General features: G+C 70.5%; 18 protein-coding genes. 4 read left to right on the top strand and 14 right to left on the bottom strand.

Annotated features, from left to right (window positions below; genetic code table 11):
• Positions 1 to 70: 70 nt before the first annotated feature.
• Genes I3F58_RS23275 through I3F58_RS23265 form a run of 3 tightly spaced genes read right to left on the bottom strand, consistent with a single transcriptional unit; the run spans position 71 to position 3,092 of the window.
• On the bottom strand, positions 71 to 439 hold the full coding sequence (locus I3F58_RS23275; RefSeq protein ID WP_240110619.1) for a holo-ACP synthase: 369 nt from the start codon (positions 437 to 439) through the stop codon (positions 71 to 73).
• Positions 436 to 2,283 (bottom strand): glutamine--fructose-6-phosphate transaminase (isomerizing), encoded by a 1,848-nt coding sequence (gene glmS / locus I3F58_RS23270; protein ID WP_240110618.1) that lies wholly within the window; start codon positions 2,281 to 2,283, stop codon positions 436 to 438. Before glmS ends, I3F58_RS23275 begins: the two co-directional genes overlap by 4 nt.
• A 35-nt stretch (positions 2,284 to 2,318) precedes the next feature.
• Positions 2,319 to 3,092 carry a hypothetical protein gene (locus I3F58_RS23265; protein ID WP_240110617.1) on the bottom strand — a complete coding sequence of 258 codons (774 nt, stop codon included), beginning with the start codon at positions 3,090 to 3,092 and terminating at the stop codon, positions 2,319 to 2,321.
• A gap of 218 nt (positions 3,093 to 3,310) precedes the next feature.
• Here I3F58_RS23265 and galE point away from each other — a divergent pair, with 218 nt between their 5' ends.
• Positions 3,311 to 4,300 carry a UDP-glucose 4-epimerase GalE gene (gene galE, locus I3F58_RS23260; protein ID WP_240110616.1) on the top strand — a complete coding sequence of 330 codons (990 nt, stop codon included), beginning with the start codon at positions 3,311 to 3,313 and terminating at the stop codon, positions 4,298 to 4,300.
• 81 nt (positions 4,301 to 4,381) lie between these two features.
• Positions 4,382 to 5,392 carry a type I pantothenate kinase gene (coaA, locus tag I3F58_RS23255; protein ID WP_240110615.1) on the top strand — a complete coding sequence of 337 codons (1,011 nt, stop codon included), beginning with the start codon at positions 4,382 to 4,384 and terminating at the stop codon, positions 5,390 to 5,392.
• Between the two features lie 87 nt (positions 5,393 to 5,479).
• Here coaA and glmM read toward each other — a convergent pair whose 3' ends face one another.
• From glmM to I3F58_RS23235, 4 genes are all read right to left on the bottom strand, one after another.
• Positions 5,480 to 6,838 carry a phosphoglucosamine mutase gene (glmM, locus tag I3F58_RS23250; RefSeq protein ID WP_240110614.1) on the bottom strand — a complete coding sequence of 453 codons (1,359 nt, stop codon included), beginning with the start codon at positions 6,836 to 6,838 and terminating at the stop codon, positions 5,480 to 5,482.
• Between the two features lie 169 nt (positions 6,839 to 7,007).
• Complete coding sequence (gene rpsI / locus I3F58_RS23245) at positions 7,008 to 7,523, bottom strand: 30S ribosomal protein S9 (protein ID WP_240110613.1); 516 nt, start codon at positions 7,521 to 7,523, stop codon at positions 7,008 to 7,010.
• Between the two features lie 41 nt (positions 7,524 to 7,564).
• A complete protein-coding gene (gene rplM / locus I3F58_RS23240; protein ID WP_240110612.1) occupies positions 7,565 to 8,008 on the bottom strand; it encodes a 50S ribosomal protein L13 in 444 nt (147 codons plus the stop codon).
• Between the two features lie 290 nt (positions 8,009 to 8,298).
• Entirely contained in the window at positions 8,299 to 9,930 is a 1,632-nt protein-coding gene (locus I3F58_RS23235) for an ABC-F family ATP-binding cassette domain-containing protein (protein WP_240110611.1), read from the bottom strand.
• A 49-nt stretch (positions 9,931 to 9,979) separates the two neighbouring features.
• Here I3F58_RS23235 and I3F58_RS23230 point away from each other — a divergent pair, with 49 nt between their 5' ends.
• On the top strand, positions 9,980 to 10,963 hold the full coding sequence (locus I3F58_RS23230; RefSeq protein WP_240110610.1) for a hypothetical protein: 984 nt from the start codon (positions 9,980 to 9,982) through the stop codon (positions 10,961 to 10,963).
• On the opposite strand, the gene truA is transcribed toward I3F58_RS23230, so the two are convergent.
• The 7 genes from truA to infA form a co-directional block, all read right to left on the bottom strand.
• Entirely contained in the window at positions 10,925 to 11,791 is an 867-nt protein-coding gene (truA, locus tag I3F58_RS23225; RefSeq protein WP_240110609.1) for a tRNA pseudouridine(38-40) synthase TruA, read from the bottom strand. The two genes, I3F58_RS23230 and truA, sit on opposite strands and share 39 nt — an antisense overlap.
• A gap of 89 nt (positions 11,792 to 11,880) precedes the next feature.
• On the bottom strand, positions 11,881 to 12,345 hold the full coding sequence (gene rplQ / locus I3F58_RS23220) for a 50S ribosomal protein L17 (RefSeq protein WP_240110608.1): 465 nt from the start codon (positions 12,343 to 12,345) through the stop codon (positions 11,881 to 11,883).
• A gap of 109 nt (positions 12,346 to 12,454) precedes the next feature.
• Complete coding sequence (locus I3F58_RS23215) at positions 12,455 to 13,477, bottom strand: DNA-directed RNA polymerase subunit alpha (protein WP_240110607.1); 1,023 nt, start codon at positions 13,475 to 13,477, stop codon at positions 12,455 to 12,457.
• Positions 13,478 to 13,621: 144 nt separating this feature from the next.
• Positions 13,622 to 14,026 carry a 30S ribosomal protein S11 gene (gene rpsK, locus I3F58_RS23210; protein WP_003948617.1) on the bottom strand — a complete coding sequence of 135 codons (405 nt, stop codon included), beginning with the start codon at positions 14,024 to 14,026 and terminating at the stop codon, positions 13,622 to 13,624.
• A 66-nt stretch (positions 14,027 to 14,092) separates the two neighbouring features.
• Complete coding sequence (gene rpsM, locus I3F58_RS23205) at positions 14,093 to 14,473, bottom strand: 30S ribosomal protein S13 (protein WP_175407572.1); 381 nt, start codon at positions 14,471 to 14,473, stop codon at positions 14,093 to 14,095.
• A 191-nt stretch (positions 14,474 to 14,664) separates the two neighbouring features.
• Positions 14,665 to 14,778, bottom strand: coding sequence for a 50S ribosomal protein L36 (gene rpmJ, locus I3F58_RS23200; RefSeq protein WP_003956441.1), 114 nt, complete (start codon positions 14,776 to 14,778; stop codon positions 14,665 to 14,667).
• A gap of 61 nt (positions 14,779 to 14,839) precedes the next feature.
• Positions 14,840 to 15,061 (bottom strand): translation initiation factor IF-1, encoded by a 222-nt coding sequence (infA, locus tag I3F58_RS23195; protein WP_003956442.1) that lies wholly within the window; start codon positions 15,059 to 15,061, stop codon positions 14,840 to 14,842.
• Between the two features lie 102 nt (positions 15,062 to 15,163).
• On the opposite strand from infA, the gene I3F58_RS23190 reads away from it, so the two are divergent.
• Positions 15,164 to 15,374 (top strand): hypothetical protein (locus tag I3F58_RS23190; protein ID WP_240110606.1); only part of this gene is annotated, 211 nt, incomplete at its 3' end.

The following is a 15,374-nucleotide window of genomic DNA, read 5'->3' as shown; positions in this document are numbered from 1 at the left end:
CAGCTCATCCTCCTCGTCAGCGGCCGTTCCAGCCCGCCAGGCGTTCGGGGGCGGGGTCTCGGCCCCCGCCTCACCCCTCCGCGATCACCACCGCCGACGCCACTCCCGCGTCATGGCTGAGCGACACGTGCCAGTGCCGCACCCCCAGCTCGGCGGCACGCTCCGCGACCGTCCCCCGCACCCGCAGCCGCGGCTGCCCGCTCGGTTCCACGTACACCTCCGCGTCCGTCCAGTGCAGCCCGGCCGGCGCGCCCAGCGCCTTCGCGATCGCCTCCTTCGCGGCGAACCGTGCCGCGAGTGACGCGACTCCCCGCCGCTCCCCGCTCGGCAGCAGCAGCTCCCGCTCCACGAAGAGCCGTTCGGCCAGATGCGGGGTGCGCTCCAGCGCCGCCGCGAACCGGTCGATCTCCGCGACGTCGATCCCCACCCCGATGATCATTCGACGGTGACCGACTTCGCCAGGTTGCGCGGCTGGTCCACCTCGTTGCCCCGGGCCGTGGCCAGCTCGCAGGCGAAGACCTGCAACGGCACGGTGGAGACGAGCGGCTGAAGGAGTGTCGGAGTCGCGGGAACGCGGATCAGGTGGTCGGCGTACGGGACGACCGCCTCGTCGCCCTCCTCCGCGATGACGATGGTCCGCGCGCCCCGGGCACGGATCTCCTGGATGTTGGAGACGATCTTGTCGTGCAGCACGGACCGCCCGCGCGGCGAGGGCACGACCACGACGACCGGCAGGTCCTCCTCGATCAGGGCGATCGGCCCGTGCTTCAGCTCGCCGGCCGCGAAGCCCTCGGCGTGCATGTACGCGAGTTCCTTGAGCTTCAGCGCGCCTTCGAGCGCCACGGGGTAGCCGACATGACGGCCCAGGAACAGCACGGTGTCCTTGCCGGCCAGCGACCGCGCCAGCTCGCGTACCGGCTCCATGGTGTCGAGCACCCGCTCGACGTCCTCCGCGATCCGCGCCAGGTCCCTGATGACGGCCCGGATCTCGTCGCCCCACTTGGTGCCGCGCACCTGCCCCAGGTACAGCGCCACCAGGTAACAGGCGACGAGCTGGGTGAGGAACGCCTTGGTGGACGCGACCGCGACCTCGGGTCCGGCGTGCGTGTAGAGAACCGCGTCCGACTCCCGCGGGATCGTGGACCCGTTCGTGTTGCAGATCGCCAGCACCCGGGCGCCCTGCTCGCGCGCGTGCCGCAGCGCCATCAGCGTGTCCATGGTCTCGCCGGACTGCGAGATCGCGATGACCAGCGTCCGCTGGTCGAGGATCGGGTCCCGGTAGCGGAACTCGCTGGCGAGCTCCACCTCGCAGGGGATGCGGGTCCAGTGCTCGATCGCGTACTTGGCGATGAGCCCGGCGTGGAACGCGGTGCCGCAGGCGACGATGACGACCTTGGTGGCCTGGCGCAGCACGGTCGCGGGGATCCGCACCTCGTCGAGGGTCATCGACCCCTCCGCGTCGATCCTCCCCAGCAGGGTGTCGGCCACCGCCTTCGGCTGCTCCGCGATCTCCTTGAGCATGAAGTAGTCGTAGCCGCCCTTCTCGGCGGCGGAGGCGTCCCAGTCGACGTGGTACGACCGCACGTCGGCGGGCGCCCCGTCGAAGTCGGTGACCGTGACGTTCTCCCGGCGCAGCTCCACGACCTGGTCCTGGCCCAGTTCGATCGCGGACCGGGTGTGCTCGATGAACGCGGCGACGTCGGAGGCGAGGAAGCTCTCGCCCTCCCCGACACCGACGACGAGCGGCGAGTTGCGCCGGGCCCCGACGACCACGTCGGGCTCGTCCGCGTGGACGGCGACGAGGGTGAAGGCCCCGTCGAGCCTGCGGCACACCTGCCGCATGGCCTCGGCCAGGTCGCCGGTGGACGAGTGGGTCTCGGCCAGCAGATGGGCGACGACCTCGGTGTCGGTCTCCGACTCCAGGGTGTGGCCGCGCTCGGCCAGCTCGGCGCGCAGCGCGGCGAAGTTCTCGATGATGCCGTTGTGGACGACCGCGACCCGCCCCGCGTTGTCCATGTGCGGGTGCGCGTTGGCGTCGGTGGGGCCGCCGTGGGTGGCCCACCGGGTGTGTCCGATCCCGGTGGACCCGCTGGGCAGCGGGCGGCCGACCAGCTCCTTCTCCAGGTTGACGAGCTTCCCGGCCTTCTTGGCCGTGGCCAGCCCGCCGTCCGCGAGCACGGCGACGCCCGCCGAGTCGTAGCCCCGGTACTCGAGCCTCTTGAGGCCTGCGATCACCACATCGAGCGCCGACTGTCCGCCGACGTATCCCACGATTCCGCACATGGCGGCAGCCTACGACTCCGGCGGGCGCCGGTGTGTCAGCCCTGCTTGGCGAGCTTCTCGACCTGGGCGGTGGCGAGGGCGGCCGGGAAGTCGCTGTCCTTGCCGGTCACTGCGGAGCCGAGGTTGAGCGTGGGGAACGCGGCGAGCGTGCTGCCCTGCCGGACGAGCCCGGCGTGGTACGGCATCTTCTCGCCGTCGACCTCGGTCGTCACGACCCAGCCGGTGGCCTCGTCGCCACCCGACACCTTCAGCTCCTCGACCTTGGTGACCTTGGTCGTCTCGGCGCCGACGGTGTACGTGAAGCCGTCGGCGCATGCGCCTCCGGCGGTGCGGACGGACGCCAGGGTCTCCTCGGCGCCCTTCCCCTCGTACGAGGAGAGGCCGATCATGGTCGACTTCATGTCGAAGAGGTTCTTCTTGTCGAGTTCGGCCGTCGCCTGAGTGGCGGCGGTCGCGGCGGGCTCACCCAGCTTGAAGGAGATGACGAGGCGGGCGAGCGGCTCGCACTCGGCCTTGTCGGTGGTGACGCTGCCCGTCTCCAGCATCTTGAGCGCGGCGTCCATCGGCTTCTTGACCTTGAAGCCCTCGACGTCGCCCTGCACGACGAGCGCCTTCTCCAGCTCGTCGGCGGACAGGACCTCGGCCGCGGGGGCGGGCGCGTCCGCGGCGGGCGCGGAGGAATCGGCCTTCGCCGTCTCCTCGGGGGCGGCGTCGTCCTTGGCCTCACCACCGCACGCGGTGACCAGCAGGGCGAGGGAGACCGCGGTGGCGGCGACGGCGGAACGGCGGACGAACTTGGAGCGGCGCATCGGCTTTTCTTTGATCCTTCTGTGTGTAGTTGTAAAGAACACTAAACGCCGCCACCGACACCCCTTCTGGTCAGGTCCATGACGCGATCAGACCGTGACGACACCGTGATCGCCAAACGCCCGCCCACGCGGTGTCCCGCCGCCGGTAGGCTCGGCCCTCAGCGCCGCACGCGGCACGGAACGGCGGCGCGCGCACGGACAGACGGAGGGAAACAGGGATGAAGGTCCTGATCGCCGGAGGAGCCGGATACATCGGCAGCACCGTCGCCTCGGCGTGCTCCGACGCGGGCATCGACGTCGTGGTCCTGGACAGCCTGGTGACCGGCCGCCGTGAGTTCGTGGCCGACCGCCCCTTCTACGAGGGCGACATCGCGGACGGCGCGCTCGTCGACCGGGTGTTCCACGAACACCCCGACATCGACGCCGTCGTCCACTGCGCCGCGCTGATCGTCGTACCGGACTCGGTGGCCGACCCGGTGGGCTACTACCGGGCGAACGTGACGAAGAGCCTGGACTTCACCGAGCACCTCCTCCGCAACGGCTGCGGCCGCATGCTCTTCAGCTCCTCCGCCTCCATCTACCGGGCCGAGCCCGACCTCACCGTCACCGAGGACTCGGGCCTGGACCCACAGAGCCCGTACGCCCGGACGAAGGCGGTGTGCGAGGGCATGTTCAGCGACATCGCCGCCACCCGGCCGATCCGGATCCTCTCCCTGCGCTACTTCAACCCCATCGGCGCCGATCCCCGGATGCGCACCGGTCTCCAGCTCCGCCGCCCGAGCCACGCGCTGGGCAAGATGATCGAGGCGTACGAGGAGAAGGCCCCGTTCCGGATCACCGGCACCGACTACGCCACCCGCGACGGCTCCGGCATCCGCGACTACGTCCACGTCTGGGACCTGGCCACCGCCCATGTGGCCGCGCTCCGGCGGTTCGACACGCTGCTGGAACGGGGCAGCACCTCCATCAACCTGGGCACGGGCACCGGCACGACCGTGCGGGAGCTGCTGGACGCGTTCAACAGCGTGGTGGCCGAGCCGGTCGAGGGCGTCGAGGTCCCCCGCCGCCCCGGCGACGTCGTCGGCGCCTACACCCGCAGCGACCGCGCGCGAAAGCTGCTGGACTGGGAGCCCCGCCACTCCGTCGCGGAGGGCATCCGGCACTCGCTGGAGTGGGCGGCGCTCCGCGACAAGCTGCTGACCCCGTAGCCGGTCCCCCGACCCCGTACGGCGGGGCCACGTGACCGACCCCACCCTCCACGCCGCCCCCGTACGCACGACAATGGCAGTGTGATCACTTCGCCGCCACGGAGCAGCACACCCCAGCCGCCCAACGGCAACGGCGCCGGACGGGCGCGGGCCGAGTCGACCCCCTACGTCGACCTCACCCGCGACCAGTGGAGCGCGTTGCGCGACAAGACGCCGCTGCCGCTCACCGCCGACGAGGTGGAGCGGCTCCGCGGTCTCGGGGACGTCATCGACCTGGACGAGGTGCGGGACATCTACCTGCCGCTGTCCCGGCTCCTCAACCTCTACGTCGGCGCCACCGCGAACCTCCGCGGGGCGCTCAACACGTTCCTGGGCGAGACCGGCGCCCAGCGCGGCACGCCGTTCGTGATAGGCGTCGCCGGATCCGTCGCGGTCGGGAAGTCGACCGTCGCCCGGCTCCTCCAGGCACTGCTGGCGCGCTGGCCGGAGCACCCGCGCGTGGAGCGGGTCACGACCGACGGGTTCCTGCTGCCGATGAAGGAGCTGCAGGCACGGGGGCTGATGTCCCGGAAGGGCTTCCCCGAGTCGTACGACCGCAGGGCCCTCACCCGGTTCGTCGCGGACATCAAGGCGGGCAAGGACGAGGTGACCGCGCCGGTCTACTCGCACCTCATCTACGACATCGCGCCCGGCCGGCAGCTCACCGTCCGCCGCCCCGACATCCTGATCGTCGAGGGCCTGAACGTCCTTCAGCCCGCCCTGCCCGGCAAGGACGGCCGCACCCGCGTCGGGCTGGCCGACTACTTCGACTTCTCCGTGTACGTGGACGCCCGCACCGAGGACGTCGAGAGCTGGTACCTGAACCGCTTCCGCAAGCTGCGGCAGACCGCGTTCCAGGACCCTTCCTCGTACTTCCGCAAGTACACGCAGGTCGGTGAGGACGAGGCGCTCGACTACGCCCGCACGATGTGGCGGACCATCAACAAGCCGAACCTGCTGGAGAACATCGCCCCGACCCGCAGCCGCGCCACCCTGGTCGTCAGGAAGGGACCGGACCACAAGGTCCAGCGCCTGTCACTCCGCAAGCTGTGACAGAACCCGCCCCCGTACGAAGAAGGAGACGCCCCGCGAGCCCGTCACGGACCAGCGGGGCGCCCCACCAGAGCATCTGATCCGGCGTCAGCCCAGCGTCGCCTTCACCGCGTCCGCGAGCCGGCTGGCCACCGCGCGGGCCTGCTCGATGTCGGCGGCCTCCACCATCACGCGCACGAGCGGCTCCGTGCCGGACGGCCGGAGCAGCACGCGGCCGGTTGTCCCCAGCGCCCGCTCGGCCTCCGCGACGGCGTGGCCCAGTTCGGCGGAGGTCCGCACGCGCGACTTGTCGACGTTCTTGACGTTGATCAGCACCTGCGGCAGCCGCTCCATGACCCCGGCCAGCTCGGCCAGCGTCCGCCCGGTGGCCGCGACACGCGCGGCGAGCAGCAGACCGGTGAGGGTGCCGTCCCCGGTGGTGGCGTGGTCCAGGACGATCACGTGCCCGGACTGCTCACCGCCCAGCGCGTACCCCTTGTCCTTCATCTCCTCCAGCACGTACCGGTCACCGACCGCGGTCTGGACGAGCTTCAGTCCCTCGCGCTCCATGGCCAGCTTGAAGCCCAGGTTGGACATGACGGTGGCGACAACGGTGTCACCGCGCAGCGTGCCCGCCTCGCGCATCGCGAGGGCCAGCACGGCGAGGATCTGGTCGCCGTCGACCTCCGTACCCGTGTGGTCCACGGCCAGGCACCGGTCGGCGTCCCCGTCGTGGGCGATGCCCAGGTGGGCGCCGTGCTCGACGACGGCGGCGCGCAGCATGCCGAGGTGCGTGGAGCCGCACCCGTCGTTGATGTTGAGCCCGTCGGGGGCGGCACCGATGGTGACGACCTCGGCCCCGGCCCGTTCGAAGGCGGCGGGCGACACGTGCGAGGCGGCGCCGTGCGCCTCGTCCAGGACGACCTTCAGCCCGTCGAGCCGGTTCGGCAGCACGGACAGCAGATGACCGATGTACGCCTCGGCCCCCTCCGCGTAGTCCTTGACCCGTCCGACACCGGCGCCGGTGGGCCGGTCCCAGGGCTCTCCCCGCCGGTGCTCCTCGTACACGGCCTCGATGCGGTTCTCGAGGTCGTCGGGGAGTTTGTGGCCGCCGCGCGCGAAGAACTTGATGCCGTTGTCGGGCATGGCGTTGTGCGAGGCGGACAGCATGACGCCCAGGTCGGCGCCGAGCGACCCGGTCAGATAGGCGACCGCGGGCGTCGGCAGCACGCCGACCCGCAGCACGTCGACCCCGGCGCTGGCGAGGCCCGCGACGACCGCGGCCTCCAGGAACTCTCCCGACGCGCGCGGGTCCCTGCCGACCACGGCGGTCGGCCGATGGCCTTCGAAGGTTCCCGCCTCGGCGAGCACATGCGCCGCCGCCACCGACAGGCCGAGCGCCAGCTCCGCCGTCAGATCCGCGTTGGCGACACCGCGCACGCCGTCCGTGCCGAAGAGTCGTCCCACAGCTGTCCTCCATTGCTTTCCACGGGCGTCCCCATCGACACCCGCCACGGGGCCGGACCGGAACACCGGCCCCAAAAGGGGCGCGCCCCGGCGGCACATTCTGCATGTGCCGCCGGGGCGTACCTTACGAGCCTGTCGCGCAGGTCTCGCAGACCGAGCAGGCGCGGGATTAGCGCTTGCTGTACTGCGGGGCCTTGCGGGCCTTCTTGAGACCGGCCTTCTTGCGCTCGACCGCGCGGTCGTCGCGGCGGAGGAAGCCGGCCTTCTTCAGGGCGCCGCGGTTGTTGTCGACGTCCGCCTCGTTCAGCGCACGGGCGACACCGAGGCGGAGCGCACCGGCCTGACCGGAGACACCGCCACCCGCGATGCGGGCGACGACGTCGTAGCGGCCCTCAAGCTCCAGGACCTTGAACGGCTCGTTGACTTCCTGCTGGTGCACCTTGTTGGGGAAGTAGTCCTCAAGGGTGCGACCGTTGATCTTCCACTTGCCGGAGCCGGGGATGATCCGGACACGGGCGATCGCGTTCTTGCGACGGCCCAGGCCGGCGGCCGGCTGCGGCTCGCCGAAGCGGGAGGCGAGCGACTCGGAGGTGTACTCACCCTCCACGACGGCCTCGGTCTCGGTGGTGTACTCCTCGACGCCCTCGAACTCGTCGACGGGGGTCTCAGGGGTGGTCTCGGCCACGATGCTCCTCAGATTCTTTTCGTCTTAGGGGGTGGCCGGACTTACTGCGCGACCTGGGTGATCTCGAACGGGACCGGCTGCTGGGCGCCGTGCGGGTGGTTCTCGCCCGCGTAGACCTTCAGCTTCGAGAGCATCTGGCGGCCCAGGGAGTTCTTCGGGAGCATGCCCTTGACGGCCTTCTCGATGGCCTTCTCGGGGTTCTTCTCGAGGAGCTCGTCGTAGCGGACGGAGCGCAGACCACCCGGGTAGCCGGAGTGGCGGTACGCCATCTTCTGGGTCCGCTTGTTGCCGGACAGGTGCACCTTGTCGGCGTTGATGATGATGACGAAGTCACCAGCGTCAACGTGCGGCGCGTAGATCGGCTTGTGCTTGCCCCGCAGGAGGGTCGCGGCAGTGGAGGCCAGACGGCCCAGGACGACGTCCTGGGCGTCAATGACGTGCCACTGGCGGGTGACATCGCCGGGCTTGGGGCTGTACGTACGCACGGTCGTAGCCTTCGCTTCTTCAGTGAGTGGGTCCTGTCAAGGCCACCACGGACGATCACGACAGCCAAGACCACACGTCGGTGACGCAAACCGAGTGCAGGTCGCTGGTCATCGGCCCGGTGGACCGGCGTAACGGCCTCTCACGTGAGATAGAGCAAGCCAGTACGCATAACGAACCAGAAGAATACGCGGGCGACACGCGATGGGTCAAAACGACGAGGGCGGCTCCCGGGGCCGGGGGCCTCGCGCCCCGGCCCCGGGGACCAGGGGCGTCGCCCCCCCCGGCCCCCTCAGCGCTCCCGCGCCACCCTCCGCTCGTCCCACACCGGCTCCGCCGTCTCCCGCACGACCCCGTCCGCACCGAACACCAGGAACCGGTCGAAGGACCGGGCGAACCACCGGTCGTGCGTCACGGCCAGCACCGTCCCCTCATACGCCTCCAGCCCGGTCTGCAGAGCCTCCGCCGACTCCAGGTCCAGGTTGTCCGTCGGCTCGTCCAGCAGCAGAGCCGTCGTCCCCGCCAGTTCCAGCAGCAGGATCTGGAACCTGGCCTGCTGACCGCCCGAGAGCTTCCCGAACGGCTGGTCCCCCTGCCGCTCCAGCTCGTACCGGCGCAGCACGCTCATCGCCCCGCCCCGGTCCTTCGCGTGCTCGGCCCACAGGATGTCGGCCAGTGTCCGGCCCTCCAGCTCGGGATGCGCGTGCGTCTGCGCGAAGTGCCCGGGTACGACCCTGGCCCCCAGCTTCCAGGCCCCGCTGCGCGCCACCGACGCGTCCCCGGCCAGCAGCCGCAGGAAGTGCGACTTCCCGGACCCGTTCGAGCCCAGCACGGCGACCCGCTCCCCGTAGAAGACCTCCAGGTCGAACGGCTTCATCAAGCCGGTCAGCTCCAGCCCCTCGCAGGTCACGGCCCGCACCCCGGTGCGCCCGCCCCGCAGCCGCATGCGGATGTCCTGCTCCCGCGGCGGCTCCGGCGGCGGCCCGGCCTCCTCGAACTTCCGCAGCCGGGTCTGCGCCGCCCGGTAGCGGGACGCCATGTCGGGGCTGTTCGCCGCCTGCTGCCGCAGCCGCAGCACCAGCGCCTTCAGCCTGGCGTGCTCCTCCTCCCACCGGCGCATCAGCTCCTCGAACCGGGCGAACCGCTCCCGCCGCGCCTCGTGGAAGGTCGCGAAGCCGCCGCCGTGCACCCACACGTCCGACCCGGCGGGCCCCGGTTCCACCGCGACGATCTTCTGCGCCGCCCGCGCCAGCAGCTCCCGGTCGTGTGAGATGAACAGCACGGTCTTCCGGGTCTCCGCGAGCCGTTCCTCCAGCCACCGCTTGCCCGGCACGTCCAGGTAGTTGTCCGGCTCGTCCAGCAGCAGCACCTGGTCGGGCCCCCGCAGCAGCGCCTCCAGCACCAGCCGCTTCTGCTCCCCGCCGCTCAGCGTGCGCACGTCCCGGAACTGCGCCCGCTCATAGGGGACGCCGAGCGCCGCCGTCGTGCACATGTCCCACAGCGTCTCGGCCTCGTACCCGCGCGCTTCCGCCCAGTCGCTGAGCGCCTGCGCGTACCGCAGCTGCGCGGCCTCGTCGTCGACCGTCATGATCAGGTGCTCGGCCTCGTCGACCGCCCGCGCGGCCGCCCGGATCCGCGGCGGCGCCACCGACACCAGCAGGTCCCGCACGGTCCGCTCGTCCCGCACGGATCCGACGAACTGCGGCATCACCCCGAGCCCGCCGCTCACCGTCACGGTCCCGCCGTGTGGCTGGAGCTCCCCCGCGATCAGCCGCAGCAAGGTCGTCTTCCCGGCCCCGTTGGCGCCGACGAGGGCCACCACGGCCCCCTCCCCCACCCGGAACGACGCGTCCGCCAGCAGGGCCCGCCCGTCCGGCAGGCAGTACTCAAGATGTGCGACCTCGACATGCCCCATGGGGCGCATTCTGACCGCCCGACCGGCACGCCCCCAACTGGTTTATAGGATGCGCGGCATGAGCTTTGGGGGACCGCAGTGGCCGCAGGATCCGCAGCAGCAGGGCGGCGGGGGTTTCGGCCCGCCCACGCACGGAGACCCGTACCAGCCGTACGGGGAGCAGCCCGCACAGCCGTACGCGCAACAGCAGCAGCCCGCCCGGCCGGAGACCGACTCCCACACCCCCGACTGGGGCGCCCTCGCCGACGCCTCGGCCGCCCGTCATCGCCGCAAGCGCTGGCTCCTCGCGGGCGGCGGCGTCCTCGCGACCGGCGCCATAGCGACCCTCGTCGCGGTCGCCGTCATCTCCACCAGCAAGAACGACGCGGACCGGGCGGGCACCACCACCGGCAGCGGCGCGGCCACGGCTCCCGCCGACGACGGCCTGCCCGCGGACCCGACGGCCCCCGCACCCTCCTTCTCCTCGGTCGCTCCCCCGCCCCCGCCCAGCCCGATGGAGTTCCTCACCACGGAGGAGAAGGACAGGGCACCCCTCGACCCCGGGGATCTCTTCCCCGGCAAGAAGCTCACCATGGGCGACCGCGTCTACCAGAAGGGCGCCCTCACCTCCACCACGAACTGCGCCGCCGTCGGCAAGGACGGCCTGGGCGCGGTCCTCCAGAAGCACGGCTGCACCCGCGTCATCCGCAGCACGTACACGAGGGACGGCGTGGCGGTCACGGTCGGCGTCGCCCTGTTCAAGGACGAAGCGGCGGCGCAGAAGGCCAAGGAGGAGGCCCGGGGCGGCATCCTCCCGCTGGCCGGCGCGGGCGTGAACGACTTCTGCCGCGCCACGGTGTGCCTGCGCCGCTCCAACGCGCTGGGCCGCTACGCGTACTTCACCCAGGCGGGCTTCGCGGACGGCCGGAAGGTCACCAAGGAGGACGCCACGGTCTTCAAGACCAGCGACGACCTGGGCACCTTCACCTTCAACCAGATCTACGCCAGGGGCCGGGCCCAGGCGTCAGCAGCAGCCACCGCCCCCGCCACCGGCGGTCAGTGAGCGCTTGTTGCGGGCCTCCCGGTTCCGGGCGGCCAACAGCTCGTCCGCCGGGTATCCGACCTCTTCGAGGGTGAGCCCGTGGGGCCGTACGACATGGACGGCCGAGTCCCGCACTCCTGCGGCCAGCACCTTCCCGGGCCAGTCGACGGGCCGGTGCCCGTCCCCCGTGAACAGCAGCGCGCCGACCAGCGACCGCACCATGTTGTGGCAGAAGGCGTCGGCCCGGACGGTCGCCTCCAGCACCCCGCTCGGCAGCCGCTCCCACCGCAGCTCCTGCAGGGTGCGGATGGTGGTGGCCCCGTCCCGCTTCTTGCAGTAGGCGGCGAAGTCGTGCTCGCCGAGCAGCCTCTCCGCCGCGGCGTTCATGGTGTCGACGTCCAGCGGCCAGTCGTGCCAGAGCACGTGGCCGCGCAGCAGCGGGTCGACACCGCCCGGGTTGTCGGTGACGCGGTAGGCGTACCGCCGCCAGATCGCGGAGAACCGCGCGTTGAACCCTGCGGGAGCCTCGCCCACCCGCCAGATCCGCACGTCGTGCGAGAGCCGCCCGGCCAGCCGCCGCAGCAGCTTCTCCCGGTGTTCCGCCCACACGGCCTCAGGAAGATCGACATGGGCGACCTGTCCGCGCGCGTGCACCCCGGCGTCGGTCCGCCCGGCGACGGTCAGCTCGTAGGTCTGCGAGGAGCGGGTCACGGTCCGCAGGGCGTCCTCGATCTCCCCCTGCACGGTGCGCTGCCCACCGGCCTGCTTGGCCCAGCCGTGGAACTCCTTGCCGTCGTACGACAGGTCCAGCCGCACCCGTACGAACCCGGGCTGCACTTCATCGCTCACGCGACGATCCTCTCAAACGGGAGACAATGGGGAACGGGCCCGCCCCCAGAGGGAACGGGCCCGTCCGTCGGCCGTGGCCGTCAGAACGCTCAGGCGTCCTTCGGCTCCTCGGCCGGAGCCTCGGCGGCCTCGTCGGCCTCCTTCACCGCGCGCTTGGTCGCGGCCTCGGCCTCGGCGACGGTCGCCTTCTTGGCGATCTCGCCCTCGACCAGCTCGATGACCGCCATCGGGGCGTTGTCGCCACGACGGTTGCCGATCTTGGTGATGCGGGTGTAGCCACCCGGGCGCTCGGCGTAGCGGGGGGCGATCTCGGTGAAGAGCGTGTGGACGATGCCCTTGTCCGTGATCGTCTGCAGCACCAGGCGACGGTTGTGGATGTCGCCCTTCTTCGCCTTGGTGATCAGGCGCTCCGCGACCGGGCGCAGGCGGCGGGCCTTGGCCTCGGTCGTGGTGATGCGGCCGTGCTCGAAAAGCGCCTTCGCGAGGTTCGCGAGAAGAAGCTTCTCGTGCGCGGCGCTGCCGCCCAGACGGGCACCCTTGGCGGGCTTCGGCATGGTGTTTCTCCTTGTGATCTGCACCGGCCGTATCAGGTACCGGTGTCAGGACCCCGCAGGCGGACGCCTACGGGCAGCTATCGCGTCGAGCCCTGCGGCTCAGGACGGCTCAGTACTGCTCGGTCTCGACGAAGCCGGAGTCGGCGTCGTCGTCCGTGCCGAACGTGTCGGCGGCGGAGGTCGGGTCGAATCCGGGCGGGCTGTCCTTCAGGGCCAGGCCCATGCCGGCCAGCTTCGCCTTGACCTCGTCGATCGACTTCGCGCCGAAGTTGCGGATGTCGAGCAGGTCGGCCTCGGAGCGGGCGACCAGCTCACCCACGGAGTGGATGCCCTCGCGCTTGAGGCAGTTGTAGGAGCGGACCGTCAGCTCCAGCTCCTCGATCGGCAGCGCCAGGTCGGCGGCCAGGGCGGCGTCCGTCGGGGACGGGCCCATGTCGATGCCCTCGGCGTCGATGTTCAGCTCGCGGGCGAGGCCGAACAGCTCGACCAGCGTCTTGCCGGCGGAGGCCATGGCGTCACGCGGACGCATGGCCTGCTTGGTCTCGACGTCGACGATGAGCTTGTCGAAGTCGGTGCGCTGCTCGACTCGGGTGGCCTCGACCTTGTAGGTCACCTTGAGGACGGGCGAGTAGATGGAGTCGACCGGGATGCGGCCGATCTCCTGCCCGACCTGCTTGTTCTGGACGGCGGAGACGTAGCCGCGACCGCGCTCGACGGTCAGCTCCATCTCCAGCTTGCCCTTGCCGTTGAGGGTGGCGAGGACCAGGTCCGGGTTGTGCACCTCGACACCGGCCGGGGGCGCGATGTCGGCGGCGGTGACGAGACCCGGGCCCTGCTTGCGCAGGTACATCACGACGGGCTCGTCGTGCTCGGAGGAGACGACGAGCTGCTTGATGTTGAGGATCAGGTCGGTGACGTCCTCCTTGACGCCCGGCACGGTGGTGAACTCGTGCAGGACACCGTCGATGCGGATGCTGGTGACAGCGGCACCGGGGATGGAGGAGAGAAGGGTCCGACGGAGGGAGTTGCCGAGCGTGTAGCCGAAGCCCGGCTCCAGCGGCTCGATGACGAACCGCGAGCGGTACTCGTCGACGACCTCTTCGGTCAGCGAAGGACGCTGAGCGATCAGCATGGTGGTGTTTCCTTCAGTCGTGGGCGCCCGCTATTTGACGCCCTCGGATACTGCAAGGGTACGGGCGGCACGCCTGAAAAGAGACGTACCGCCCGAACCCGTCAAGCAAAGCGGCGACGCATGGACGTCGCGCGGCGCGCAGCCTCAGACGCGGCGGCGCTTCGGCGGACGGCAGCCGTTGTGCGGGGTCGGCGTGACGTCCTGGATGGAGCCGACCTCGAGGCCGGTGGCCTGGAGGGAGCGGATCGCGGTCTCGCGACCGGAGCCCGGGCCCTTCACGAAGACGTCGACCTTGCGCATGCCGTGCTCCTGGGCGCGACGCGCGGCGGACTCGGCGGCCATCTGCGCGGCGAACGGAGTCGACTTACGCGAGCCCTTGAAGCCGACGTGGCCGGCGGAGGCCCAGGAGATCACGTTGCCGGTCGGGTCCGTGATGGACACGATCGTGTTGTTGAACGTGCTCTTGATGTGCGCGTGGCCGTGAGCGACGTTCTTCTTTTCCTTGCGGCGCACCTTCTTGGCAGCGCCCTGACGTCCCTTGGGGGGCATCTCTTAACTCCTACGGGAGGTGGTCGGTCCTACAGCGAAGACCGTGGACAGATCGTCCGCTGCGGACTACTTCTTGCCCGGCTTCTTCTTACCGGCGATGGCGCGACGCGGGCCCTTGCGGGTACGAGCGTTCGTGCTGGTGCGCTGACCGCGGACCGGCAGACCACGGCGGTGGCGCAGACCCTGGTAGCAGCCGATCTCCACCTTGCGGCGGATGTCGGCCTGGATCTCGCGGCGGAGGTCACCCTCGGTCTTGATGTTGTTGTCCACGTACTCGCGGATCTTGACCAGGTCCTCCTCGGACAGGTCACGAACGCGGGTGTTGGGGTTCACACCGGTGGAGGCGAGGGTCTCCTGCGCCAGGGTGCGGCCAATGCCGAAGACGTAGGTGAGTGCGACCTCCACGCGCTTGTCGCGCGGGATGTCGACACCGGAAACGCGTGCCATTCAATGGCTCCTGTGTGCTCGGGGGTCTTCCGCAGCGCCGATTCCCGACCGCCGTATGAGGAACGGTCCGGGTCCCCGGCCCCCGCCGGAGGTGTCACCAGCCGGCCTGAACCGGCCCGGTGGGCACTGCGTATGTACATATGAAATTCGCGTCGCGCGTGATCTGCGAGATGCAGGTCGGTCGGCGTGCGTCAGCCCTGGCGCTGCTTGTGGCGCAGGTTGTCGCAGATGACCATGACCCGGCCGTGACGGCGGATCACCTTGCACTTGTCGCAGATCTTCTTGACGCTCGGCTTGACCTTCATGGGATGTGAGGTTCTCCGGGTCAGTGCCAGCACCCACCCCACGGGAGGGCGCGGACAAGATCTACTTGTAGCGGTAGACGATCCGCCCGCGCGTCAGGTCGTACGGAGAGAGCTCCACGACGACCCGGTCGTCCGGAAGGATACGGATGTAGTGCATCCGCATCTTGCCGGAGATGTGCGCGAGGACCTTGTGACCGTTCTGGAGCTCCACCTTGAACATCGCGTTCGGCAGGGACTCGATCACGGTGCCCTCAATTTCGATGGCACCTTGCTTCTTGGCCACGCTTCGCCCTTCGAATCGGCTACCTTGATCGACTCTTGCGGTGGCATGTGGACATGCAGGTACACGAGAGCCGACGCATCAGTCTACGCCACGCCCCCCGAAATGACGAATCTGCCCACCCCTCAAGATCCCTACTCCATCACCGGGGCCCTGCGGGGCCTGTCGGCTACCGGCCGTCGGGGCGCGCCCGCTGTGGGCAGCCGTCCGGCCCGGGGGTTCCGCTGCGCGGAGCGCTCGGAGGAGGAACAGGCGGGCACGTCGGGCACCGACCCGCCGGCCACGGGAGCCGCGGCCGGCCCGCGGCCCCCCGCGC

Origin of the sequence: Streptomyces sp. MUM 203J (assembly GCF_022414595.1) — a bacterium.
Taxonomy (GTDB): Bacteria; Actinomycetota; Actinomycetes; order Streptomycetales; family Streptomycetaceae; genus Streptomyces.
This window is presented reverse-complemented; position numbering and strand designations above follow the sequence as displayed.